At 59.6% G+C, this 25,633-nt stretch carries 20 protein-coding genes and 1 tRNA gene; 14 read left to right on the top strand and 7 right to left on the bottom strand.

Going from position 1 to position 25,633, the window contains the following annotated elements:
• The first annotated feature begins 188 nt into the window (after positions 1–188).
• The 5 genes from ACLD1Y_RS27765 to ACLD1Y_RS27745 all read left to right on the top strand — a co-directional run bounded on the left by ACLD1Y_RS27765 (position 189) and on the right by ACLD1Y_RS27745 (position 5,354).
• Positions 189–2,396, top strand: a complete 2,208-nt coding sequence (locus tag ACLD1Y_RS27765; protein WP_429480894.1) for an AsmA family protein — start codon at positions 189–191, stop codon at positions 2,394–2,396.
• Positions 2,393–3,460: an A/G-specific adenine glycosylase gene (gene mutY, locus ACLD1Y_RS27760; RefSeq protein WP_429480893.1), complete on the top strand. Its 1,068-nt coding sequence runs from the start codon at positions 2,393–2,395 to the stop codon at positions 3,458–3,460. The genes ACLD1Y_RS27765 and mutY overlap by 4 nt, the downstream gene beginning before the upstream one ends.
• Positions 3,457–3,729, top strand: a complete 273-nt coding sequence (locus ACLD1Y_RS27755; RefSeq protein WP_429480892.1) for an oxidative damage protection protein — start codon at positions 3,457–3,459, stop codon at positions 3,727–3,729. Before mutY ends, ACLD1Y_RS27755 begins: the two co-directional genes overlap by 4 nt.
• A 103-nt stretch (positions 3,730–3,832) precedes the next feature.
• Positions 3,833–3,908: transfer RNA gene (locus tag ACLD1Y_RS27750), tRNA-Phe, on the top strand.
• 291 nt (positions 3,909–4,199) lie between these two features.
• Positions 4,200–5,354, top strand: coding sequence for a Fic family protein (locus ACLD1Y_RS27745; RefSeq protein ID WP_429480891.1), 1,155 nt, complete (start codon positions 4,200–4,202; stop codon positions 5,352–5,354).
• Positions 5,355–5,365: 11 nt separating this feature from the next.
• Here ACLD1Y_RS27745 and ACLD1Y_RS27740 read toward each other — a convergent pair whose 3' ends face one another.
• From ACLD1Y_RS27740 to relB, 3 genes are all read right to left on the bottom strand, one after another.
• Positions 5,366–6,958: an ArnT family glycosyltransferase gene (locus ACLD1Y_RS27740; RefSeq protein ID WP_429480890.1), complete on the bottom strand. Its 1,593-nt coding sequence runs from the start codon at positions 6,956–6,958 to the stop codon at positions 5,366–5,368.
• Positions 6,959–7,035: 77 nt separating this feature from the next.
• Entirely contained in the window at positions 7,036–8,001 is a 966-nt protein-coding gene (locus tag ACLD1Y_RS27735) for an arsenic resistance protein (protein ID WP_429480889.1), read from the bottom strand.
• A gap of 33 nt (positions 8,002–8,034) precedes the next feature.
• Positions 8,035–8,268, bottom strand: coding sequence for a type II toxin-antitoxin system RelB family antitoxin (gene relB, locus ACLD1Y_RS27730; RefSeq protein ID WP_429480888.1), 234 nt, complete (start codon positions 8,266–8,268; stop codon positions 8,035–8,037).
• 177 nt (positions 8,269–8,445) lie between these two features.
• Here relB and ACLD1Y_RS27725 point away from each other — a divergent pair, with 177 nt between their 5' ends.
• The gene (locus tag ACLD1Y_RS27725; RefSeq protein WP_429480887.1) at positions 8,446–9,411 is read left to right on the top strand and encodes an alpha/beta hydrolase family protein; all 966 of its coding nucleotides are present in this window, start codon (positions 8,446–8,448) and stop codon (positions 9,409–9,411) included.
• Between the two features lie 19 nt (positions 9,412–9,430).
• On the top strand, positions 9,431–9,844 hold the full coding sequence (locus ACLD1Y_RS27720) for a hypothetical protein (RefSeq protein ID WP_429480886.1): 414 nt from the start codon (positions 9,431–9,433) through the stop codon (positions 9,842–9,844).
• 120 nt (positions 9,845–9,964) lie between these two features.
• Here ACLD1Y_RS27720 and gabP read toward each other — a convergent pair whose 3' ends face one another.
• A complete protein-coding gene (gabP, locus tag ACLD1Y_RS27715; RefSeq protein WP_429480885.1) occupies positions 9,965–11,356 on the bottom strand; it encodes a GABA permease in 1,392 nt (463 codons plus the stop codon).
• 554 nt (positions 11,357–11,910) lie between these two features.
• Here gabP and ACLD1Y_RS27710 point away from each other — a divergent pair.
• The 5 genes from ACLD1Y_RS27710 (at position 11,911) to ACLD1Y_RS27690 (ending at position 16,113) form a co-directional block, all read left to right on the top strand.
• Entirely contained in the window at positions 11,911–12,684 is a 774-nt protein-coding gene (locus tag ACLD1Y_RS27710) for an ABC transporter ATP-binding protein (protein ID WP_084380961.1), read from the top strand.
• 13 nt (positions 12,685–12,697) lie between these two features.
• Positions 12,698–13,447, top strand: a complete 750-nt coding sequence (locus ACLD1Y_RS27705; RefSeq protein ID WP_429480884.1) for an ABC transporter substrate-binding protein — start codon at positions 12,698–12,700, stop codon at positions 13,445–13,447.
• A 74-nt stretch (positions 13,448–13,521) separates the two neighbouring features.
• A complete protein-coding gene (locus ACLD1Y_RS27700; RefSeq protein ID WP_053253867.1) occupies positions 13,522–14,217 on the top strand; it encodes an ABC transporter permease in 696 nt (231 codons plus the stop codon).
• 38 nt (positions 14,218–14,255) lie between these two features.
• Positions 14,256–14,945 carry an ABC transporter permease gene (locus ACLD1Y_RS27695; protein WP_429480932.1) on the top strand — a complete coding sequence of 230 codons (690 nt, stop codon included), beginning with the start codon at positions 14,256–14,258 and terminating at the stop codon, positions 14,943–14,945.
• Positions 14,926–16,113, top strand: a complete 1,188-nt coding sequence (locus ACLD1Y_RS27690; RefSeq protein ID WP_429480931.1) for a methyltransferase — start codon at positions 14,926–14,928, stop codon at positions 16,111–16,113. Before ACLD1Y_RS27695 ends, ACLD1Y_RS27690 begins: the two co-directional genes overlap by 20 nt.
• Positions 16,114–16,341: 228 nt before the next feature.
• Here ACLD1Y_RS27690 and bcsQ read toward each other — a convergent pair whose 3' ends face one another.
• Entirely contained in the window at positions 16,342–17,316 is a 975-nt protein-coding gene (gene bcsQ, locus ACLD1Y_RS27685; protein ID WP_429480883.1) for a cellulose biosynthesis protein BcsQ, read from the bottom strand.
• Between the two features lie 267 nt (positions 17,317–17,583).
• Between bcsQ and lapG the strand changes: the two genes are divergently transcribed.
• Together lapG and lapD are read left to right on the top strand one after the other, a co-directional pair.
• The gene (gene lapG / locus ACLD1Y_RS27680) at positions 17,584–18,300 is read left to right on the top strand and encodes a cysteine protease LapG (RefSeq protein ID WP_429480930.1); all 717 of its coding nucleotides are present in this window, start codon (positions 17,584–17,586) and stop codon (positions 18,298–18,300) included.
• A gap of 11 nt (positions 18,301–18,311) precedes the next feature.
• The gene (gene lapD, locus ACLD1Y_RS27675; RefSeq protein WP_429480882.1) at positions 18,312–20,258 is read left to right on the top strand and encodes a cyclic di-GMP receptor LapD; all 1,947 of its coding nucleotides are present in this window, start codon (positions 18,312–18,314) and stop codon (positions 20,256–20,258) included.
• 45 nt (positions 20,259–20,303) lie between these two features.
• On the opposite strand, the gene ACLD1Y_RS27670 is transcribed toward lapD, so the two are convergent.
• Positions 20,304–20,642, bottom strand: a complete 339-nt coding sequence (locus ACLD1Y_RS27670; RefSeq protein ID WP_429480881.1) for a tryptophan synthase subunit beta — start codon at positions 20,640–20,642, stop codon at positions 20,304–20,306.
• Positions 20,643–20,764: 122 nt separating this feature from the next.
• A partial coding sequence (locus ACLD1Y_RS27665) for a beta strand repeat-containing protein (RefSeq protein WP_429480880.1) occupies positions 20,765–25,633 on the bottom strand: 4,869 nt, incomplete at its 5' end.

Raw genomic sequence — 25,633 nt, 5'->3', positions numbered from 1 at the left:
CAGATTAGCACCTGCGCATGACAGAAAAACCAAAATGACATCACCTTTTTCGGAATATCCGTTTTATCTGACGTCAAAATCCCGTTTTGCTGGGCCGGGATACAATGTAACGATCTGCGAACTGACGTACGGTTACCGGCGTTATACTCTGCGGCTAAATTTTGAAATCGACATACAAGGACTCGCCCATGAAAGCGTTCGGCAAAATCCTGGGTCTGGTACTTCTCGGGCTGTTGCTGATCATTGTGGCTCTGGGCTTTGCCCTGACCCATCTCTTCGATCCCAACGACTATAAAGACGAGATTCGCCAGATTGCCCGCGACAAGGCCCACATCGAGCTGACGCTCAATGGCGACATCGGCTGGAGCCTATTCCCCTGGCTCGGTCTGGAGCTGCACGAAGCCAGCGTGGCGACCCTGACCAACCCGACTCAACCGTTTGCCGACCTGCAGATGCTCGGCCTGTCGGTACGCGTGCTGCCGCTGCTGCGCCGCGAAGTGCAGATGAGCGACGTACGCGTCGAAGGCCTGAACCTGCGCCTGAACCGCGACAAGCAAGGCCACGGCAACTGGGAAGACATCGGCAAGAACGTCGCCCAGACCACTGCCGGCGCCCCTGCCCCAGCGGAAGCTCCCGCCGATGAGCCGGAAAAACCGTCCAAACCTATCCGCCTGGACATCGACAGCCTGACCATCAACAACGCCCGCGTTGAATACAACGATGAGCAGACCGGCAAGCAATTCAGCGCAGAAAGCATCCAGTTGAGCGCCGGTGCCGTGCACGAAGGCGCCAGCATTCCGGTGAAGCTCACTGCGTTCTTCGGCAGTAACCAGCCGGTGATGCGCGTCAAGACCGAGCTCAACGGCAACCTGCGCATCCAACGCGCCCTCAAGCGCTACCAGTTCGAAGACATGAAGATCACCGGCGAAGCAACCGGCGAGCCGCTGCAAGGCAAGACCGTGACCTTCTCCACCCAAGGCCAGTTGCTGCTGGACCAGGCGGCGAACATCGCCGAATGGACCAACCTGAAACTCTCGGCCAACCAACTGCGCGCCTTGGGCGAACTGAAGGTCAACAGCCTGGACAGCACTCCACAGCTGAGTGGCGCCCTGTCCATCGCCCAATTTGACCTGGCCAAGTTCCTCGACAGCGTCGGCCACCCGCTGCCGCCAATGGCCGAGGGCAGCCTGAGCAAAGTCGAACTGGTCAGCCGTCTCATCGGCACGCCAACCAGCCTGGCCCTGGAAGACCTGAACCTGAAACTCGACGGCAGCACCTTCACCGGTCGCCTTGCCGTGGATGATTTCGCCAAGCAGTCCCTGCGGGTCCAGCTCAAGGGCGACACTTTCAACGCCGACAACTACCTGCCGGCCAAATCCGAATCCGCCAAGGGCGCAACCGCTGCACGCCAGGCTGAAGTGCAGAACAGCGAAGCAGGAGCGATGGCTGCCGGTGGCACCACCCCGCTGCCGGACGCCCCGACCAAAGGCGCCTGGAGCACCGACAAGCTGCTGCCAGTGGCGCGCCTGCGCACGCTGGACGTGAACGCCGACCTGTCCTTCGGCCAACTGACCCTGAGCAAACTGCCAATCCAGGACGCTACGCTGAAAGCCACCGGCCTCGACGGCCAGCTCAAGCTCGACACCCTCAGCGGCGGTCTCTACAACGGCAACTTCCAGGCCAACGGCAACCTTGATGTGCGCCAGGATATTCCAGTGCTGGCACTGCAAACCCATATCAAGCAAGTACCGGTCGAACGTATCCTGCAAGCCCAGGGGCAAACGCCGCCAGTGAAAGGCCAGGTCACCCTCGACAGCAACCTCAGCGGCCGTGGCAACAGCCAAAAAGCCCTGATCGACAGCCTCAACGGTAACGCCAGCTTTGTGATCAACAACGGCGCGCTGCTCAACGCCAACCTTGAACAGCAACTGTGCACCGGCATCGCCTTGCTCAATCGCAAGACCCTGAGCACCACGCCCCAAGGCAAAGACACCCCGTTCCAGGAATTGAAAGGCAACTTGAATTTCCGTAACGGCGTAGCCAGCAACCCCGACCTGAAAGTACGTATCCCAGGCCTGACAGTGAACGGCAACGGTGACGTCGATTTGCGCGTACTGGGCATGGATTACCGCGTCGGCATCATCGTCGAAGGCGACCAGCGCGACGTGCCGGACCCGGCCTGCCAGGTGGGCGCCAACTTCCAGAACATCGAAGTCCCGCTGCGCTGCCGTGGCCCGCTGGAACTGGGCGCCAAGGCTTGCCGCCTGGACAAGGACGGCTTGAGCCAAGTGGCGATCAAGGCTGCTGGCAACAAGCTCAGCGAGAAGCTGGAAGAGAAACTCGACAAGGTTAACCCACAGCTCAAAGACGCTTTGAAAGGCCTGTTCAAACGATGAGAAACGAGCAGTTTTCAACGGCGGTGCTGGACTGGTACGACCGCCACGGTCGCCATGACCTGCCCTGGCAACAGGGCATCACGCCTTATCGGGTGTGGGTCTCGGAGATCATGCTGCAACAGACCCAGGTGAGCACCGTGCTCAATTACTTCGACCGCTTCATGGCCTCGCTGCCGACGGTCGAAGCCCTGGCCGCCGCACCAGAAGATGAAGTGCTGCACTTGTGGACCGGCCTGGGTTACTACACCCGGGCGCGCAACCTGCAAAAGACCGCGAAGATTGTCGTGGCCGAGTACGGCGGCGAGTTTCCCAAGGATGTGGAAAAACTCACCGAACTGCCGGGCATCGGTCTGTCCACCGCCGGCGCCATCGCCAGCCTGAGCATGGGCCTGCGCGCGCCGATCCTCGATGGCAACGTCAAGCGCGTGCTGGCGCGCTTTACTGCGCAAGAGGGCTATCCAGGCGAACCCAAGGTGGCCAAACAGCTGTGGGCCACTGCAGAGCGCTTCACGCCCCATGATCGGGTCAACGCCTACACCCAGGCAATGATGGACATGGGCGCCACCCTCTGCACCCGTAGCAAGCCCAGCTGCCTGCTGTGCCCGCTGGAAAAAGGCTGCGAAGCCCACATGCTCGGCCTGGAAACGCGCTACCCGATCCCCAAGCCGCGCAAGACCATCCCGCAGAAGCGCACGCTGATGCCGATGCTGGCGAATGCCGAGGGCGCTATCCTGCTTTACCGCCGCCCATCGACAGGGCTATGGGGTGGACTGTGGAGCTTGCCGGAGCTGGACGACCTGCAAGACCTGGAACACCTCGCCCACCAGCACGCGCTGGAACTGGGCAAGCAACAGGCGCTGCCGGGGTTGATCCACACCTTCAGCCACTTCCAACTGGCCATCGAACCCTGGCTGGTCCAAGTCGAGGAATCCGCCCATCACGTGGCCGAGGCCGACTGGCTCTGGTATAACCTCGCCACCCCGCCGCGCCTGGGCCTTGCCGCCCCGGTGAAAAAACTGCTGAAGCGCGCGGCCGATGTTTTGAATGCAGGAGTGTCGTCATGACCCGCACCGTAATGTGCCGCAAGTACAAAGAAGAATTGCCAGGCCTGGAACGCCCTCCGTATCCGGGCGCCAAGGGCCAGGACATTTTCGAACACGTGTCTGCCAACGCCTGGGCCGACTGGCTGAAACACCAGACCCTGCTGATCAACGAAAAACGCCTGAACATGATGAACGCCGAAGACCGTAAATACCTGGCGGGCGAAATGGACAAGTTCTTTTCCGGCGAGGATTACGCCAAGGCCGACGGCTACGTGCCGCCTGCTCAATAATTGATCAAAAACCGGGGTCTGCTCGTAAGCGACGGTAATAATTAAATATTTTTTGAAAACTTGCTTGACGACCCCCTGAAAAACCCGTTTAATGCGCCCCGTTGCCCAGATAGCTCAGTCGGTAGAGCAGGGGATTGAAAATCCCCGTGTCGGCGGTTCGATTCCGTCTCTGGGCACCACTAATTAGTTTTAGGTGGTGCCAGCACCCTCTGAAACACACAAAAAACCCGCCTAGTGCGGGTTTTTTGTTGTCTGGGATTTTATCCTCCCAACCCCACCCCATACGCCTGCTTCCCGATCTGGAAGAATGGTCGTCCAAAATGCAGTTCAATTTCAGATGTTTTTCACTTATCTGAAATTCAATTTTGAGATAGTGTTGGACCTAATAAGGCCCTCAACGCCCATTTTATGAGCGCTTTAGCGCACTACTTTTGAGATAACCAAAAACCAATCTTGAGATATTTCCCAATATGGCCGAGTTTCTTCACCACGATCTTGAGCTTTTGAACCCCTCGTTCGACTCAGGCCTGGTTGACGTACTGGGCGAACTGGAACATCTGAGGCGCCTGCAATTGGGTGGCGACACACCGCCCGCCGTCTTCTTCCAACTCAAAGACCTGTTCCACACTTTAGAAAGCCTGGGTTCTGCCCGCATTGAAGGCAACCACACCACGCTGGCCGATTACATCGAAAGCAAGGTTGACGGGACAGCCGAGGGTTCCGATCAGCTACGAGAGATCGCGAACATCGAAAAGGCCATGGACTACGTTGAAAGCATTATCCAGCCAGGCTCAGACCTTACCGAATTTGCCATTCGCGAAATTCACTCAATAACCGTTCAAGGACTTCAGCGCGAAGGTGATCGGACGCCCGGCGCCTATCGAGAAGCAGGCGTGCGCATAGCTCAGTCAGACCACCTCCCCCCGGATGCTGTGATGGTGCCGGGATACATGCAAGAGCTGGTCACCTTCGTCAATAAGCCGGATGCCCCCAAATACGACTTGATGAAAGTGGCCCTGGCTCATCACCGATTTGGCTGGATCCACCCTTTTGGCAACGGTAACGGACGTGTCGTACGCCTTCTTACGTACGCACTGTTGATGAAATACGGCTTCAATGTCAGTACAGGCGGCCGAGTACTCAACCCCACCGCTGTGTTCTGTATTGATCGAGAAAAATATTACGAGATGCTGTCCACCGCAGACACGGGCACCAAAGAAGGCCTTGAGGCCTGGTGCACCTATGTCCTCGCAGGCATCAGGGATGAACTGGAGAAGGTCAGCAGACTGACCGATTACGGGTATCTGACCAAACACATCCTTGCCCCAACGGTCGCACTGGCAAAAGATCGCGAATGGATAACGCCGCTGGAGGAAAAAATCCTTATCACGGCCATTCAACTGAAAGTCGTCAAAGCTGGCGATATCGCCGATGCACTTCCAATGCTGTCCGCACCACAAAGAACCTACCAGATAAAAAAACTGGTGGATCAAGGCATGTTGCTCCCTATCAACCCAGGCGCACGGCAGTACACCATTGGCTTCTCAAACAACTACTTGATCAGAGGCGTAATCAAATCTCTGCGAGACGAGGGCTTCATACCAGAGCAATTGGATCAACCCTAGACTGCGGTTTTTCATCTGAACAAAAACACCATCAACGGATTGTCATTCAACCGCCCCTCAAAATCCGGCACCTGACTCTCCAGCGGCGTTCCACGCAACAGCGCCGCCTCCTTACGCGCCACAATCACCCATGCCGGCCGTGGCAGCGTGCCCAATCGCCCAAGCTGGTCACTGCCAACAAACACTGGCTGCTCGTCGTGATCCAGGTTCATCATGTAGCGCACCGCCCAGGTGTCCCGCCCCAGATCGATAAACACCAATGGCCCTGGCTGCGTGGCACGCAGCGTCTCGACCTGAGCGACAAAGGCTCGGGTATCGAACTGCAAATCCTTGGCCGGCTCCACCACTGTGACCAGCAACAACCACTGCGCTATCAACGCGATCAGGCTAAGCCACACCAACCGCCCCGCACGCCGCCACGCAACCAACGCCGCCCCTTGCAGCACCACCAACACGCCAAGCAATAACGGCAGCGAAACACCCGGCCAGTAACCGTGCTTCTGCCAGCCATGCCGACACACAAACACTACAACCACGCACAACGTCGGTAGCGCCACGACAAGCCCTTCGTAGCATCGGCGCACGCCAGTGAGCCATCCTTGCGCCTGGAGCAGCCCATAGGCGGCGACAGCGGCAAACATCGGCACCATCGGCAGGATGTAATAAGCGCGTTTGAAGTGCGGTATCGACAACCCGAGCAAAATCATCAGGCCGCACGCGCCCAGTCGCACCACCAATTGCATATCGCCCGCGAATCGCTCCGACCACCGATGACGCAGCGCGATCATCGCCGCCAATGCCAACGGCACCACCGGGAAATAGCGGTACAGGCTTAGTTGAAAATAGAAATAAAACGGCTCGCCGGTTTCATCCAGGCGCCCACCGACTTGCATCTTGAACACTTCGTCAGCGAATGCGTCACCACCGCTGATGCGCGCCAGCTTCACCAACAACCACCAACAAGCCGCCAGCACTACCAAACCAACGATGCCGTGGATCAATACCTGCCTGACCCGCTCCCCAGGCCTGCCCAGCGCCCAATACACGCACACCACGCCACACACCTCGATCAACCCCAGCGGCCCACGTATCGCAAAGCCCAGGATGAACAGCGCGAACACCGCCAACCGCCTCCAGCGCCCGCCGCTGTGCAGTAGGTAGAAACTGCCTACACAGAGCAGCGCTACCATCTGATCCAGGCACACCGAGCGGGATTTTTCGAGTAACTGGGTGGTGAGCAGGGTCAACAACACCGTGAGCAGCGCCCATTGGCGACTGGACGGCGCCAGCAAGCGATAGACCAGCGCAACCACGCCGGCGGACGCGAGCGCGGTGGGCAACACATTCGCCAAATGATTGGGCGCACCAAACAGCCGGGCAAATACATAGCTTAAGAACGTGGCGGTGCCAGGGTAGTCCGCGTAGGGCTGTCCGTAAGTCGTAGGAAAAAGACTCGCGCCATGGCGAAACATTTCCTGCAGGAACAACGCCCAGCGGCCGTCAAAGCCTTGTGGTTGCTGATCCCAGATTCCCAGGGTGAACAGCAACAAGGCGAACAGGAAAATCCCAAGGGACTCCAGGCGAAAGCGGTTGCAGTGATCCATCGGTTGACCTGTCAGGTGAGGGGCGCCGACTTATGGTGCCGACCACCCTGCTGAATAGCGCCTGAACAGACACACAGTTACCGACGCGCGGGCCACACCAACGCTGGGATCAGGCGGATGTAGATCAACTCCCCGACCAATTCGACCAAGGTTTGCAGGATCACCACCGTGGCGGCCAACCCGCGCACATCCTCGGGCAAGGCCAGCGCCAAGGGCAGCACCACCAGCGAGTTGCGCGTCGATGCACTGAACGTCACCGCCCGCGCCGTCACCGCAGGCAACGCGAACAACCGCGAAGCCAGCATCCCCAGCAACGGCGCCAGCACCAGAAAGCCCACATACACCGGGATCACCGGCAACAGCAGGCCGATATCACGCACCACCGATGTGATCTGCGAAGCGATCACCACCCACAACACCAGCGCCATGGCCGGTACCGGCAGCCAGGCCCAGGCGTCGTTCCAGGCCCGGACTACACCTGAGCGCTTCGCCAGTGCAGTGGTCAGAACCGCCAACACCATCGGCAGCACGATCAGCAGCAAGAACGCCTCGACAAACGGCCCCGCCTGCACCACCACCTCAGACTGCGCCCCCAGCATCAACCCCAGGTACACCGGCAACAGCGCCAACTGCAGCAGCAACAGCACCGGCGTCGCCGCCAGCATCAATCGCGAATCGCCCTTGCCGATATGGGTAAACACCACCACGTAGTCGATACACGGCGTGAGCAATACCAACAGTGCCCCCACCAGCAACGCCGGGCGCTCCACCAGGCCGCGGGTCAACGCCCACACCAGCAAGGGCACCAGAATGAAGTTGGCCAGCAGCAGTGCTGACAAGAAGCGCTTGTTAGCCAGGCTACTGCGCAACTCGAGAAACGGGATTTGCAGGAACATCGCGTACATCAGCACGGCGATGGCGGGGGTGATCAGCGCGCCCAGGCCGTTGGCCGATGAGGGTGCGAGCAAGCCAAATGCGGCTGCCAGGAAAACAGCGACGAAGTAGAGGGAGATCTGATTGTGTTCAAGGGTGTCGCGGGTCATCGAGATGCTCTAGCTGGTCGCAAAGCAGCAAGCCTATGCATCTACCGTCGCAAGGTCGAGACTTACAGCAATTAAGCGTGCAGCACGGCGAGCCTTGCGCCTCTCTTCCAGTATCCTCTCGACTTCAGCCATGGCTTCATCGTGTGGAATGCTCGGACGAGGATCATCAATAGACGCCTGGACCTTGGCACGGAACCAACGGTCATAGCTGGCCGCCTGCTCCTCTGTTTCAAACTCTGAAACGATAGGCGAAAGTGGGATGCTCATGGAGACCTCCAAAATGGATGCCTGCCAGTCTAATCGGTCCATGGTTTGCTGTCGTTCCTCTCGGATGTATGGCTTTATCAGTGAGCGCAGAAGATTAGTGAACCTACAAAATCGCGATCAAGTGCTGGCAAACTGATCAACTGTTACCAAAAATAAAAATTAGAAGGCATGCAAAGAATGAACTTGGATCACACCTCTTTGCGTGTGCCTAGAAGCCTGCCAGATCAAAGCAAAAGTGCCCCCTTCAAGGAACACGCGGCCGACGGTCACCTCATCGGCGGCTTCACCTGGCGTCACCCGCGTACCGACCTCGAACGCCCCGTCGTCATCATCAATGCCGCCACCTCCCTGCGCTGCCGTTATTACTCGCGGTTCGCCGACTACCTGTTTGCCAACGGCCTGGACGTGATCACCTACGACTATCGCGGCATCGGCGAGTCCCGCAGCGGCTCGCTAAAAGGATTCAAAGCCTCATGGTCAGATTGGGGCGTGCTGGACTTCGAGGCGGTATTGCAGCGCGCCCAACGGGAGTTCCCGGGGCAGCCCATTGATGTGGTCGGCCATAGCTTCGGCGGCTGCGCAGCGGGCCTCGGGGCGTCGGGAGGGGTGATTCGACGGATGGTGACTGTGGGAGCGCAGTTTGCGTACTGGCGAGACTACGCGGCGAATGGACGTTGGCGCATGCTTGCCAAGTGGCATGTGCTGATGCCGCTGCTAACGGCACTGTGCGGATACTTTCCCGGCAAGCGCCTGGGCTGGCTGGAAGATACGCCGGCAGGCGTAGTGCGGGATTGGAGCACGCCGACACCCAGATATGAAACGCGACCTAGCGGCCGCGATTTGGGCGAGCTGCCATTCAGTCGCGTAACTGCGCAGTTGCTGGCCATCAGCATCACTGACGACCCCTTCGGAACGGTGGCCGCCATCGAACGGTTACTGGGTTATTTCGACAACAGTGAGTGCACCCATATACGAATCGCACCCGAAGACATCGGTGAAAAACAGGTCGGACACTTCGCATTCTTTCGTAGCGAGTACCGGGATCGGCTGTGGCCAATTGCATTGGCTTGGCTGCAAAACGGCCAATTAACGGTGGACACCCTTGGGATTTCCCCCAACCTGCGCTTCAATAGCCCACTCTGAACCCTAGGACGTCACACCCATGGCCTCGCCAAACAAGCAGCAAAAACGCGCCCAACGGGCCAAGACCAAGGCCAAGCAGAACCGCACCCAACGCGCCGTTGCCACCAAGCCGGATGCATTTGCGGGCGATGACAGCCGCATCGACCTTGAGTCGGTGGATTTGATCGACCTGTTTATCGAAATGCGTGCCGCCGGCGAGACCAGCCAGCAGGCGTTGTGTGCAGTATTCCTGGCGCACCCGTTGCTGGCATTGGTGCTGGAACAGGAAGGTGAAGAGGAGGCCACTGACTTTATCTTTGCGGTGTTGATCGAGTACCACCAGTGGGCCACCGACACCGATGATGAAGCGAGCGCGCTGGCGTGGATTGAATCGGCGCAGTTCCAGGCTGATTACGTAGCGGCCTCCCAAGCGCTGGCCAACCAAGAAGACTGACCCAAAACCAAATGTGGGAGCGGGCTTGCTCGCGAATGCGGTGTATCAGCCAACTGATTCAGTGACTGACACTCCGCATTCGCGAGCAAGCCCGCTCCCACATTTTTTAATCGCGCTGTGTCAGTTAAGTACTGCGGCACCCACTTTCTGCGCCTTGCGACGACTCGACACCAACAGCCCCGCCGCCACCACCAGCAAGCTCAGCACGCCAGTCGCGATGATCTCCACGCGGTGTGCTTCCTGGAACAGCATGATGGTCAGCGTACCGACGATAAACACCATCACCGCGTACGTCAGGCCCGGGAACAGCCACATTTTGAAGACAATCTTCTCACCCGCCGCCGTACGCTTCTGGCGCATGCGCAGTTGCGACACTGCGATCACCAGGTACACCAACAGCGCGATAGCGCCGGAGCTGGCCAGCAGGAACTCAAACACGGCAGCCGGAGCCACATAGTTGGCGAATACCGCGAGGAACGCCGCGCCGGTGGACAACATTACCGCCCAATAAGGCGTGCCGCTCTTGTTGGTGCGCTTGGCCACGGCCGGTGCGTCACCACGACGACCCAGGGAGAACAGCATGCGCGAGGCGGTGTACAGCGCCGAGTTAAGGCAGCTGGTCACGGCAACCAAGACCACGATGTCAACGATCAGCTTGGCATTCGGGATGCCCATGCGTTCCAGCACGGTCTGATAGGAACCTACCGCCGCCAGGACTGGATCGTTCCATGGCACCAGGGATACCACGATGAAGATCGACAGCAGGTAGAACAAGCCAATCCGCCAGATCACCGAGTTGGTGGCCTTGGTGATTTGCTGGCCCGGGTTCTTCGATTCGGCGGCAGCAATGGTAACGATCTCGGTGCCCATGAAGGAGAACATGGTGGTCAGGATCGCTGCCAATACCGCGCCCATGCCGTTAGGCATAAAACCTTGGGTGTCGAACAGGTGGGACACACCGCTGACCTGGCTGGTGGGCAAGAAGCCGAAAATCGCGGCCAGGCCCAGGATAACGAAGCCCACAATGGCCACGACCTTGATCAGCGCGAACCAGAACTCAAACTCACCATAGTTCTTCACGCTGAACAGGTTGGTCGCGGTCAGCAGCAGGGTGATGACCAGGGTAAAGGCCCAAATCGCAATATCCGGGAACCAGGCATGCAGGATGGTAGCTGCGGCGTTGGCTTCCAAAGGAATCACCAAGACCCAGAACCACCAGTACAACCAACCGATGGTGAAACCGGCCCAATGACCGATCGCACGGTCGGCGTAGGTGGAAAACGAACCCGTATCCGGCGACGCCACGGCCATTTCGGCCAGCATGCGCATCACCAGTACCACCAGCGTGCCCGCAGCGGCATACGCCAGCAGTACGGCCGGCCCGGCGGCAGCAATCGCGTGGCCGGAGCCAACAAACAAACCGGCACCAATAACGCCGGCAATCGACAGCATGGTGACGTGACGCGGTTTGAGCCCCTGTTCGAGGTCATTGGAGCTTTGCGTACTACTCATTGACACACCTTTACGAGGAATTGCGAAAACGGTCCACCCGGCCCGGGATCTTTCTCGTGAAAAGAAACCAACAGGGCGTTCTTTATTTTTTACGCAAGATTTGCGCCAAAATGTTACAAACCCGCAATTGACGCGGGCTGTAGGACAATTCAATAGCCATCGCAACTCATTGAGAACACTCAGATTCCGCTATAGCGTTACCGTGCGACTCACTTTCAAACGAAAAAGCGCACCAAAAACACACACAAAAAGTACGTGACGCTCCATAAGAGGGCTGATATGCACCGTTTGCCCGATTGACCCTTCCAACACCCGACCAAAGCTGGCACCATCGCGCCCTTTTTTACGCGAAGCCTGCGGTTTTTCGGGTTCAAACGGATGTTCGGTTGTTGATGGCGCGACACGCTGCTGTGCCGATGCGACACCCTGCCGCACACCGCCCGCTTACCGTCCGCCGCGCTGTTGGCTGCCCTATAAACGCTATGCTAGCTTGGCGCCTCGCCAGGAAGGCGGCCCAACAGCGTCGAACGCAACGAACACAATGAGGACCCCCCATGGCCGAGGCCACGCCCGCGCTAGAAATCCGCAACTTGCATAAACGCTATGGTGAGCTGGAGGTACTCAAAGGCATCTCGCTGACCGCTCGCGACGGCGACGTGATCTCGATCCTGGGTTCCTCCGGTTCCGGCAAGTCCACCTTCCTGCGTTGCATCAACCTGCTGGAAAACCCGCATCAGGGCCAGATTTTGGTGGCTGGCGAAGAACTCAAGCTCAAGGCCGCCAAAAACGGCGAGCTGATGGCCGCCGACGGCAAACAGATCAACCGCCTGCGCAGCGAAATCGGTTTTGTGTTTCAAAACTTTAACCTGTGGCCGCACATGAGCATCCTCGACAACATCATCGAGGCCCCTCGCCGCGTGCTTGGCCAGAGCAAAGCTGAAGCGATAGAAGTGGCCGAAGCCCTGCTGGCCAAGGTCGGTATCAGCGATAAGCGCCACGCCTACCCTGCGCAATTGTCCGGCGGCCAGCAACAACGCGCCGCCATTGCGCGCACCCTGGCGATGCAGCCCAAGGTCATCCTGTTCGACGAGCCCACTTCCGCCCTTGACCCGGAAATGGTTCAGGAAGTACTTAATGTGATCCGCGCACTGGCCGAAGAAGGCCGCACCATGCTGCTGGTCACCCACGAGATGGGCTTTGCCCGCCAAGTGTCCAGTGAAGTGGTGTTCCTCCACCAAGGCCTGGTCGAAGAGCAAGGATCGCCACAGCAGGTGTTTGATAACCCGCTTTCGGCGCGCTGCAAACAATTCATGTCCAGCAACCGCTAACGGAGCAACATGCATGCAGAACTATAAAAAATTCCTTCTGGCCGCGGCCGTCTCGATGGCGTTCAGCGCCACGGCCATGGCAGAAACCTTGAAAATGGGGATCGAAGCGGCCTACCCGCCGTTCAACAATAAAGACGCCAGCGGCCAAGTCGTCGGCTTCGACAAAGACATCGGCGACGCCCTCTGCGCCAAGATGAAAGTCGAATGCGGCGTCGTTACCTCCGACTGGGACGGCATCATCCCAGCCCTGAACGCCAAGAAGTTCGACTTCCTGGTGTCCTCGCTGTCCATCACCGATGAACGCAAGCAGGCCGTGGACTTCACCGACCCGTACTACTCCAACAAGCTGCAGTTCATCGCACCTAAAGCCACCGCCGACTTCAAGACCGACGCGGCCTACCTCAAAGGCAAAGTAATCGGTGCCCAGCGAGCAACGCTGGCCGGTACTTACCTGGAAGACAAGCTGCCTGAAACCGAAGCCAAGCTGTATGACACCCAGGAAAACGCCTACCTCGACCTGACCTCCGGGCGTCTGGACGGCATCCTCGCCGACAAGTACGTGCAGTACGAATGGCTCAAGAGCAAAGACGGTTCGGCCTACGAGTTCAAGGGCGACCCGGTGGTAGAGAGCGACAAGATCGGTATCGCCGTACGCAAGGGCGACCCACTGCGCGAGCGCCTGAACAAAGCCCTGGCTGAGATCAAGGCAGACGGCACCTACAAGAAGATCAACGACAAGTACTTCCCTTTCAGCATCGAATGATCTGAACGGTATGCCCGGCGCGCTCATTTGAGCGCGCCGGCTTTTTGCAATGCCTGCCGCGATATGAAAACACCATGAATTTCGATCTCTACGGATTCGGCCCCGCGCTTGCCGCCGGCGCGCTGATGACCGTCAAACTGGCGCTCACGGCTTTATGCCTGGGGCTGGTGCTCGGCTTGGCCGGCGCCCTGGCCAAAACATCCCCGTACAAGCCGTTGCAATGGCTTGGCGGCGCTTACTCGACCATCGTTCGTGGCATTCCCGAATTGCTCTGGGTGCTGTTGATCTACTTCGGCACGGTCAACCTGATGCGTGCCCTCGGGGAGTTCTTTGGTAACCCCGACCTGTCCCTCAGCGCCTTTGCCGCCGGGGTCATCGCCCTGGGCCTGTGCTTTGGTGCCTACGCCACGGAAGTGTTCCGCGGCGCGATCCTCGCCATTCCCAAGGGCCACCGTGAAGCCGGTGTAGCACTGGGGCTGTCGAAGTTCAGGATTTTCACCCGGTTGATCATGCCGCAGATGTGGCGCATCGCCCTGCCGGGGCTGGGGAACCTGTTCATGATTTTGATGAAGGACACCGCACTGGTATCGGTGATCGGCCTGGAAGAAATCATGCGCCACGCACAAATCGGCGTGACAGTGACCAAGCAGCCGTTCACCTTCTTCATGGTCGCGGCCTTCATGTACCTGGGCCTCACCGTATTGGCGATGACTGGCATGCACTTCCTGGAAAAACGCGCCGCCCGCGGCTTTGCAAGGAGCACCCAATGAGCGGCGACTACAGCTGGCTGGCGCATTTCGACCTGGGCCTGAACTGGGCCGTGATCATCAAGTGGCTGCCCAAGTTGGCCCAGGGCGCGACCCTGACGCTTGAGCTGGTGGCCATCGCCGTGATAGCCGGCTTGCTGCTGGCAATCCCGTTGGGCATCGCCCGCTCCTCGCGCCGCTGGTACGTGAGCGCCCTGCCCTACGCCTACATTTTCTTCTTCCGTGGCACGCCGTTGCTGGTGCAACTGTTTCTGGTCTACTACGGCCTGGCGCAGTTCGATGCCATCCGTACCAGTTTCATGTGGCCGTACCTGCGCGATCCGTTCTGGTGCGCCACGGCCACCATGACCCTGCATACCGCCGCGTACATTGCCGAGATCCTGCGTGGCGCGATCCAGGCCATCCCGCCCGGTGAGATCGAAGCCGCGCGCGCACTGGGCATGTCCAAGCCCAAGACGCTGTTCTACATCGTCCTGCCGCGCGCCTCGCGCATCGGCCTGCCGGCCTACAGCAACGAAGTGATCCTGATGCTCAAGGCCAGCGCCCTGGCCAGTACCGTTACCCTGCTGGAACTGACCGGCATGGCGCGCACCATCATTGCCCGCACTTACTTGCCAGTGGAGATCTTCTTCGCCGCCGGCCTGTTCTACCTGTTGATGGCCTACATCCTGGTACGCGGCTTCAAACTGCTGGAACGCTGGCTGCGTGTCGATGCTTGCCAGGGACGTTGAGGCACGCTTCCAGGCACTGGATGCCTTTCTGATTGAGCACCAAGGGCTGTGGAAACCACGGCCCTTTACCCATCTGCATCTGCCCTGGGAAGCCCAACACCCTGAGTTGGCCCAGTGGCTACGCCAACGCTCGTTGGCCGATGCCGACAGCATCCACAACCACCCACACCACCTGCCCGCTCCCGCGCCGTTTCCACAACTCGCCGTGCAGGCCTGCCAACTCAGCGCTGTGGATAAGTTGCCAACCCAGCCCCTGGCGGCTGCACGCCATCGCCTGAACGTCGATGTACCCGGCCGCAAGTGGCAACAGATCGAAGCCTTTGGCGCCGCCCTGCAGTTTGCGCACAGGCCCAAGCACTGGCTGGACTGGTGCGCCGGCAAAGGCCACTTGGGCCGACGCCTGCTGCAAACCGGGCAACGGCTTACCTGCCTGGAATACGACCCGGCGCTGATTGCCGCCGGCCAGCGCCTGAGCGATCACCACGGCCTACCCGTGACCCATCGCCTGCAAAACGTGATGGACGATGGGCCACTGAGCGCCGAACACACTCCCGTTGCCCTGCACGCCTGCGGCGACCTGCATGTGCGCCTGCTGCAACTGGCCAACAGCGTCGGCTGCAAACAACTGGCAGTCGCGCCCTGCTGCTACAACCGCATCAGCGCCGACACCTATCAGCCACTGTCCATCGCAGGCCGTGCCTCGCTGCTGCGCTTGTCGGTGGATGACCTGGGCCTGCCGTTGAGCGAAACCGTCACCGCCGGCAATCGTGTGCGCCTGCAACGGGATACGTCCATGGCGCGGCGCCTGGGTTTCGACCACCTGCAACGCCAACTGCGCGGCTGTGACGAGTACCTGCCCACGCCGTCCTTGCCCGCCGCATGGCTGGACAAACCCTTCGCCGACTACTGCCTGGCGCTGGCAAACCTCAAAGGGTTATCCACAGGCGAACAGGATTGGGTGGCGCTGGAGGCATACGGCTGGCGACGCTTGGCCGAGGTCAGGAACCTGGAGTTGGTGCGTGGTCTGTTTCGGCGCCCGCTGGAGTTGTGGCTGGTCCTGGATCGGGCATTATTCCTGGCCGAAAACGGCTACAGGGTCGAGGTGGGCAGCTTTTGCGAAGCGGCATTGACGCCGCGCAACTTGATGGTGCTCGCCGAGCGCGATTAAAGGGCAAAATTGTCGCAGCTCCGCCTGTGGATAACTCTGTTGATGGAATCGTTACAGAGCCTTAAGCCATCTGTATTACAGCCCAAAAGCCACACTGATCATTTTTTGCCCGCCTATTAAAAGCGCACGAAAAACAGGCAGTTGCGAGGTGTTGAGAACCGCTCCACAAAATGGCTGTTACGTGACAGGTGCATCCAACCGATTGTGCATAAGCATCTGGCACTAAGCCTATAAGGCCGCCGTTGCACGTGCGTTTCGGGAGGCGCGCAGCAGCTGGCAAAGCTCATGGATATCTTCGCTGGCCGAGCTTCTGGCCAGGTTGTCCAATGGGTCTGTGCTAAAGGCCAGCGCTTCGCTGATGGACGGGTCGCGGTGCACGATCTCCAGCAGGTTCTCATCCAGGCGCTGCTTGAACGCATCGACCATGTCCAGGTTGAACGCAGAATGCTCATCCAACTGGTTGATCACGAAATGACAGCGTGGCGCGCACTCGCGCCCAAGGTAGGGCGCCAGCAGTGCATCCATCTGGTCCAGGGTGCCGAGGCAAGCGGCGTCCGGCCCGAGCACCACCACCACGTGGTCGGCTACGTTCAGTGCCTGATGCAGATACACGTTATTACCGGCAGGCGTATCGATGATCACGGTGTCGCGTTCGCTCAGGCCGAGGGCCGATACGTGCTGCGCAAGCCAATTGGGTTCACGGGCCATCCAACGCTGCAGGTTTTCCTGTTGCCGCATATCGATATCGCCAAACGGCACCACCTGGCATCCGGCGAACCCGGTTTGCAGGAGGGTCTGCCAGTTAACGTTGACCAGGCTGCTACGGCCGATCCCAGGTAGCTCATGATCCACCCCGAAGTGCTGGCGCAAGGCATTCTGAGGGTCAAGGTCCAGCGCGACCACCGATTCACCGAGGCGCTGCAAGCCACTACTCAGGGCCGTCACCAAGGTGCTTCGGCCGACACCGCCGTTGACGGACACCAATGCCACCACGGCAGGCCGCGGTACGCTCGCATCGAAAGGCTGGAGGTGTTCATGGGCGTAAGGGGCATTGGCGCTAAAGCGCGAGCTATCCTTCTTATTTACGCGGGTGCCATCATCGAACGGGATGGTCCCGAAGAAGTGCAACCGCGCATTTCGCCCTTCAGGGTCGCGGGAAACGCCCTTACCAAAGAGGGCGAACAGATCATCAGTGCGGCTCATGGCCGAAGCTCCTTCACGGCGCATTTAAAGACGTGGGAGGTCGGCAAGAAAACAGGATTCACCGAAGTCTTTTTGTAAGCGCTTTCGTTGGGCCATTTTGTGTCAGAGCCAGGCACGTGTCATTATTTTGGTGATATTTTGATCATATTTTCAGACGAGCGGAAATAAGCCAATTTACTGACGGACCCATACCACAAAAAGCGTCAAAGTGATTTCACCGTGCCATTGTTTTTTACCCTCTATCACCGCACCATTGCCGCACCTTCAATGCTGCAAGCTCTGGTATTCGCAGTGGCGATACGCTTTAAACTCCCTCGGATTCTCTACGGTGTTGCCATCACGCTGGTGCTGGGTGGCGGGCTGTTGGGCAATTTGCTCGCCGATTGGGATTTCAGCCAGATCAGCCGCCGCGCAGAATCGCTTTACGGGCCATTGGGCGCCGGCCGCCAACGCATTGATGCCTGGCAACAACTGCTGTCGACGCAGCGCCAGATCAGCGAGCTTGAGCAACTCAAGGTGGTCAATCTGTTCTTTAACCGGCAGATGAAATACGAAGAAGACATCGACCTGTGGCATGAGGTCGATTATTGGGCGACTCCCATTCAGTCCCTGTGGAAAGGCGCCGGCGACTGTGAAGACTACGCGATCGCCAAATATTTCAGCCTGCGTCACCTCGGCATCCCGGCGGACAAGCTGCGCATCACCTATGTAAAGGCCCTGCGCCAGAACCGCGCGCACATGGTGCTGACCTACTATGCCAGCCCCGAAGCCATGCCGCTGGTACTCGACAGCCTGATGGACCCGATTTTACCCGCCAGCCAGCGTACCGACCTGTTGCCGGTGTATGCCTTCAACGGTGAAGGCCTGTGGCTGACTGGCGCGGCAGGCAATAAGAAAGTCGGTGATACCAAACGCCTGTCACGCTGGCAGGATGTGTTGAAAAAAATGACCGCCGAAGGGTTTCCGGCCAGTTCGGATAATTAACAGGAGCAACGATGTCTCTGTTCAAACAATTGCTGATCGCTATCTGTGTGTTCCTGGTGGTCGCCTTCAGCGGTAGCTTCGTGGTCAGCCTGGAAAGCTCACGCACCCAGTACGTCAACCAGTTGCGCTCCCACGCCCAGGACGCGGCCACCGCGCTGGCGCTGTCGCTGACCCCGAACATTGATGACCCGGCGATGACCGAGCTGATGGTCAGCTCGATCTTCGACAGCGGCTACTACGCCAGCATCCGTGTGATCGACCTGAGCAATGACCAGGTGCTGGTGGAGCGTGCCGCCGAGCCTGACGCCAGTGGCGTACCGGCCTGGTTTGTGAAGATGATCGGCCTCGCCCCAGCCGGAGGTGACGCCATCGTCAGCCGTGGCTGGCAGCAAGCAGCACGGGTCGAGGTGGTCAGCCACCCGATGTTTGCCATCGCCAAGCTGTGGCAGAGCGCGCTGGGTAGCCTGGGCTGGCTGCTGCTGTGCGGTGCGGCGAGCGCGGTACTCGGCGCCCTGCTTTTGCGCCGTCAGCTCAAGCCACTGGACTACATGGTCGAGCAATCCCACGCCATCGCTCGTCGCGAATTCCTGAGCCTGCCCGACCTGCCCCGCACCCCGGAGCTGCGCCGCGTCGTGCAGGCCATGAACCAGATGGTGGAGAAGCTCAAGGCGTTGTTCCACGAGCAGACCGAGCGTAGCGAAAAACTGCGCGTGGAGTCCTACCAGGACAGCCTGACCGGCCTGGCCAACCGTCGTTATTTCGAGATGCAACTCAGCTCCCGGGTGAGCAACCTGGAAGAGGCCAGCGCCGGCTACCTGCTGATGCTACGGGTCAACGACCTGGCCGGCCTGAACCAGCGTCTTGGCGGGCAGCGCACCGACCAACTGCTGCAAGCCGTCAGCCAGCAACTGGTGCGCACCTGCGCCAAATACCCGGAAACCCACAACCTGATCACCCGCAGCCGTGGCGGTGAATTCGCCGTGCTCGCACCGGGCCTGGTGCGTGACGAAGCCCTGCAACTGGCCCAGGAACTGGAAGCCACCCTGCAGAGCCTTTACGAAACCGGTGCCACCGACATGCCTACCGTCGCCTACATCGGCCTGGCCCCCTACAACCCCGGCGATGCCTCCGCAGACCTGCTGAAGCTGGCCGACCAGGCCCTGGCTCAAGCGGAGGCCAGCAGTGGCCAGAGCTGGGTCTGCCTGGAGCAGCATACCCACGCCAGCGTCAGCGATGACCCGCACAGCTGGCATACTTTGCTCGATACGGCCCTGAACGAGGGACGCTTCCGGCTGTTCTTCCAGCCGGTGGTCAGTAGCACCGATACCCAGCAGGTGCTGCATTACAAAGTGCTGTCGCGCTTGCTCGACAAACAGGACCAGACCATCGCCGCCGGCCACTTCCTGCCATGGCTGGAACGCTTCGGCTGGACCGCGCGCCTGGACCAACTGATGCTCGACCTGGTGATCAAGCAGTTGGCCCAGCACAACCAGTCGGTGGCCCTGAACCTCTCTGCCGCCACCTTGAACGACCCGCAGGCGCTGGAGCGGATCTTTGATCGCCTGGCCCAGCACCCGGCGCTAGGCCCGCGCCTGATCCTGGAAATCGGCGAAGAACAAGTGCCCGAACAATCCCAGCTTGAGCTGATGATCCGGCGCATGCGCAACCTCGGCTACAGCCTGGGCCTACAACGCTTCGGCGGGCGTTTCAGCATGATCGGCAACCTGGCGCACCTGGGCCTGGCTTACTTGAAGATCGACGGCAGCTATATCCGCGCCATCGACCAGGAAAGCCACAAACGTATCTTTATCGAAGCGATCCAGCGGGCCGCCCACAGCATCGACCTGCCGCTGATTGCAGAGCGTGTGGAAACCGAGGGGGAGTTGCGGGTGATCCGCGAGATGGGTGTTGAAGGGGTACAAGGCCAACTGGTCGGTGAACCGGCGCCCTGGAAGTAAAACGCGCCTCCTTGACGCTGATGCCGTGAAGGAGGTGAACCCGGTTCAGATCAAACCGGTCTCGTCATCATTGATCAGCTCGCTCAACCCACCCAGTGCCGCCCGGGCCTGGGTACGTTCCAGGAACTTGGCCTGTGCCGCTGGTGGCAAGTCGGTGATGCGAATCACGCCCTTGGACGTCAGCACCTGGATCAAGTCGTCCAGTACGCGGATCATCTCAAGGTCACTGCTCTTGAGCTGCTTGAGGCTATTTTCGATCTCGTCCCCGCCAAACCAGGCCTGGACCTCATGGTGGTCGGCCGGTAGCGTCTCGGTGGCTTCCGCAAAGGCCTGCGCCTCGACGCGCACCAAAGCGTTGTTGTGATCGCGTTGCACGTAGAACATCAGCGTTCTCCCAATAAAAAATCCCTGCAGGCGCCGCGCACGACGCCCACAGAGATTACACACATTTTCCCGAAGCCGATGCCAATGGGGCGCCAATCCTGAAAGATTGACGCCCCAGTGGATCAGTCGTGGTGCTTGACGGTCAGGTCGCCACCGGCGATCAGGTTATTGATCGCGGTGCTGCCACTGCCCCAGTTGGCGCCATCGACCTTGATGGTGACATCGGCCGTACCACCACTGGTGGTGAACGAACCGGTGCTGCTCACGCTCAGTGTCGAGTTGCCCGACGAGTCGGTGGTCAGCTTCAGGTACTTGTCCAGGTTGGCGTCGGTATTGCCTTGCAGCAAGTCGGACAGGTCCAGCTTGTCGCCTTCGCTGTGCTTGAAGTCTGTGATCTGATCAAAGCCACCGTTGGTGTTGGTATCGCCTTTGAGCCACACGAAGGTATCGGCACCCGAGCCGCCGGTAAGGATGTCGTTGCCCTTGCCGCCCACCAGGATGTCGTTGCCCGCGCCGCCATTGAGGGTGTCGTTGCCGCCCTGGCCGAACAGAATGTCGTTGCCCGCATTGCCGATCAGGGTGTCGCCGCCATCGCTGGTGCCGTAGATGTTCGACGCGTTGGCCAAGGCACCTACGTCCTGTACGTGCTCGGTGACGTACTGGTGCAAGGTGCGGTCATCGACCAAATCAACCGTGGTACCCAGTTTATCGGCCGCGAACGCCTTGAGTGCCGCAGCGCCTTCCTGACCGTTGTAGCTGATCAGGTCACCGAACAGGATGTCGTTACCCGAACCGCCAGTGATGCTGTCCGCACCGGTATCGGCCGTGTGGCCGGTGATGGTGTCGGCCAACTTGGTGGTGTCGATGGTGGACACTTTGCCGTCGCTGTCGAACTGCGCGAGCACGCTGGACTTGATGTCGCTGCCCAGGCCGATGGCTTCCACCACGACTGCGTTCGAGCCCGATACCGCAGCAAGCAGCGCCTTATAGGCCGCCGTGGCATTGGCGGTTGCGGTGTCGCTGCCGCTCAAAGCCCCGTTGATATCAAAACCACCACGACCGTCGGATACCACATAACCTTCAAAGGTCTTGTTGCCGGACGAATCCCACGAGTAGACCTTGCCCTGACCGTCAACAATCACGCGCGTCTGGCCATAGATCGTGGCGGTCAGCGCAGTGGTCTGCCCCAAGGTGTAAGTGAGGGCATTGACCTTACTGTCAAAGTTGACCGAGCTGCCAAACCAACCGGAAGAGGTGTACCCCAGGGACGTGTTGTTAATCACCGAGTTGTACACGTTCGGTGCGCCATCGGTAATGAAATACGTCAGGTTTTTTGCATCGACGTTGCTGGTGGCTTCACTGCTCTTGAACCAAGCGGTGGCTGCGTTGAAGGCATCCTGGTAGTTGGTCATGTCTGACGAGTTAGACGTCATGCTCGTCAGCACGGCCTGCAAGGCAGCTTTGGCCGCAGCCTGGTCGGCCAGGTTCACCGACACTTGGGATTCAACCTTGGTGTCGAAGTCCACCAGCAGCACTTTCACTACACCCGAGCCCGTCAATTTGGCGTTGGCGATCAGGGTGTCGAAGATGCTGGACAGTTGGGTCTTGATCGACGTCATCGCATTCGTCCCGATACTGCCCGAGGTGTCGACGATAAACGCGATGTTGTAGTTGGTACCCGGCGTGGTGATACCGCCTTTGTCACCGATCACAATGTTGTTGGACGAGCTTGAACTCAGGTCGATGACATCGACAGCACCGCCACCCTCCTTGACCGGGGTGTACGTCTGGGCTTGAACCGTGATGGTGCTGGTGGCCACCGACGAACTCAGGCTGTCGGAACCGGCATTGTCTTTCACCGAGATATCGATGAGACGGTCACCGGTCGCCGGGTACTTGCTGGTGCTGGAGTATTGGAACGACTCGAGCAACGTCTTGTAGGTAGCCGAATCCGCCACGCCCGAGAGCGTCAGCGTGATCTTGCCGCTGGTGTCAGTACCCACGCTGGTTACGGTGATGCCTTTGTACGTACCGCCCACCGTCACCAGGCTGGAGGTGAGCTGATCACCCGTACTGGCGTTTTTCAGGGTGATGGTCGCACTTTGCATCTGCGTGCTGTCGACGTCGGCAATGCCCACGCTGCCAGTGATCGCCACACCGGCGTCGGCACGCTCGGTGTACGAGGTGTTGTAACCGGTGGCGAGAGCGCCGTCTGCGGTGCTGAGGTCCAGCACTGGTGCGTCGTTGACCGGGGTGATCACGATGCTCACCTTGCCGCTCGACGTCACCGCTTCACCGGTGCTCACCTCGGTGGAGGTTGCCTTCACGGTCAGGTCGAACGTACCGGTGGAATCCTTGACCGGCGTGACCGTCAGGGTTTTCAGGTTCCAGGTGCTGACATCGTAAAGCGTGCCCGAACCAGTCGAGGTGTAGGTATGGCCGGTGGTGCCGTCGGTGATCACGGTGCCTTTCGGCAGGCCGCTGATTTCCACCTTGTGCGATTCCGAACCGTCGTTATCGGCAAACGTGGCGGTAATCGGGCTGACCTTGATGACCGTGTCTTCCAGGCCGCTGTTGTAGACGTAACCGGTGTAATAGCCCTCGCCATTGACCACATGGCTGTCGCCCAGCACCGCACCGGCAGCTTTCAGCGCCTCGATGCTGGTGTAGGTCTGGATGCCACTGCTGCCCAACGACACCGACGGGGCGTTGTTGATCGACACATTGACGTTGTAGTTACCCGCGCCAGCCTGGTTGTAGTGGTAGATGTCGAGGGTGTAATAGCCCGACTCGCTTGGCGTGTAGGCCGTCCCGCTAATCGAGCTGCCGCTGCTCCAGGTTTCGGTCGCCACCAGCTTGCCGCCCACGGTGATTGCCAGGCTGTCGTCGGCCGTACCGGTGAAGGTGTAGGTCTTGCCCGCTTCCAGGTAGATCAGGCCCGAGACCTTGGTCGCAGTGGTTGCCACCACATTGTCGTTGCTCACGGTGTGAACCACGCCCGTGGAGGCGGCGCTGGCGGCGGTTTTGGCGTCGATGACGCTGATCAGATCACTGGATTTGACGACGCCGTTACCGTTGGTGCCCAACGCGGTAGGCAGGTTGCCACCGGTCCAGGTTTGGATAACCAGGCCCTGCGCCGCAGCGCCGGCCTGAGTCACAGTCACAACCCCCGCATCCGCCAGCGGATGGATATCCACGGTGATGGTTTTGGTCTCGCTGTTGGTGTTGCCGTCGGTGGCCTGGAACTTCAGCTCGGTGTAATGACCTTGCTTGTTGCCCACACCGGTGCCGCCGAAACTGCTGTCGCCGGATTCGTTCTCCGCCGGGCTGTAGCGCACGTTGTGGTTATCGAAGTCCGCCTGGCTGAAGGCCTTTCCGGCCGAAGTGGCGGTTGCCAGATCTGCCGTGGTGAGTTTGACCCACACGCCGTTGACGTTGTACTCGATGGAACCGGCAGGCAGCGCGGTGAACACCACTTTAGGGTTCGCCGAGTCCTCATCCTTGACGCCGAAGGTGGCCCAGGTCAGTTCGACCGGGGTGTCTTCGTTGCTCTGGATGGTGCCGTTAGTGGCGGTTGGGGTGTCGTCGACCAAGGTCACGGTCGGCTGGCCGGTGCTATGGGAACTGGCGCCGTCGGTGTCGGTAACGGTCAGGTCGATCTTCGGCAGCTGGTTGCCCTTGTTGACGAAGTCAGCACCTTTCTGGGTCAGCACCACGTTGTTGCCGGACAGGCTGTAGTAGCCATCCGCGTTGGTGCCAGGGGTGAAGGTGATCTTCAGTTGAGCAACCGGTGTTTCTTCGTCGCTCGCGGTGAAAGTACCGGCCACGGTGCCGACTTTGGCGGTGTCTTCAACGATGGTGGTCGCCGTGATGGCGATCACTGGCACGTCGTTATGCAGGTTGACCACTGGCTGGTCGGAACCTTTGGAGTTCAGGCCTTCTGGGTCGGTAACCGTCAGGTCGATCTTCGGCAGCTGGTTGCCAGCGTTGACGAAGTCCGCGCCTGCTTTGGTCAGCACGACGTTGTTACCGGAGATGCTGTAGTAGCCAGCGGCGTTGCTGTTGCCGGTGAAAGTGATCGTCAGGCCAGCGCGTGGAGTCTCTTCGTCGGTCGCGGTGAAGGTACCGGCGACGGTGCCCACGGCGGCAGAGTTTTCTTCCAGAGTGTTGGCGACAACGGTGATCACCGGCACGTCGTTATGCAGGTTAACCACTGGCTGAGCGTTGTTGCTGGAGTTCAGGCCTTCTGGGTCGGTGACGGTCAGGTCGATTTTTGGCAGCTGATTGCCGGCGTTGACGAAGTCCGCGCCTGCTTTGGTCAGCACGACGTTGTTACCGGAGATGCTGTAGTAGCCAGCGGCGTTGCTGTTGCCGGTGAAGGTGATCGTCAGGCCAGCGCGTGGAGTTTCTTCGTCGGTTGCGGTGAAGGTACCGGCGACGGTGCCCACGGCGGCAGAGTTTTCTTCCAGGGTGTTGGCGACAACGGTGATCACCGGCACGTCGTTATGCAGGTTGACCACTGGCTGAGCGTTGTTGCTGGAGTTCAGGCCTTCTGGGTCGGTAACCGTCAGGTCGATTTTTGGCAGCTGGTTGCCCGCGTTGACGAAGTCAGCGCCTGCCTTGGTCAGCACAACGTTGTTGCCGGAGATGCTGTAGTAGCCCGCCGCGTTGCTGTTGCCTGTGAAGGTGATCGTCAGGCCAGCACGTGGAGTTTCTTCGTCGGTCGCAGTGAAGGTACCGGCGACGGTGCCCACTGCGGCAGAGTTTTCTTCCAGGGTGTTGGCGACAACGGTAATCACCGGCACGTCGTTATGCAGGTTAACCACTGGCTGAGCGTTGTTGCTGGAGTTCAGGCCTTCTGGGTCGGTGACGGTCAGGTCGATTTTTGGCAGCTGATTGCCGGCGTTGACGAAGTCCGCGCCTGCTTTGGTCAGCACGACGTTGTTACCGGAGATGCTGTAGTAGCCAGCGGCGTTGCTGTTGCCGGTGAA

It is taken from the genome of Pseudomonas sp. 18175, from assembly GCF_050432925.1.
Taxonomy (GTDB): domain Bacteria; phylum Pseudomonadota; class Gammaproteobacteria; order Pseudomonadales; family Pseudomonadaceae; genus Aquipseudomonas.
This window is presented reverse-complemented; position numbering and strand designations above follow the sequence as displayed.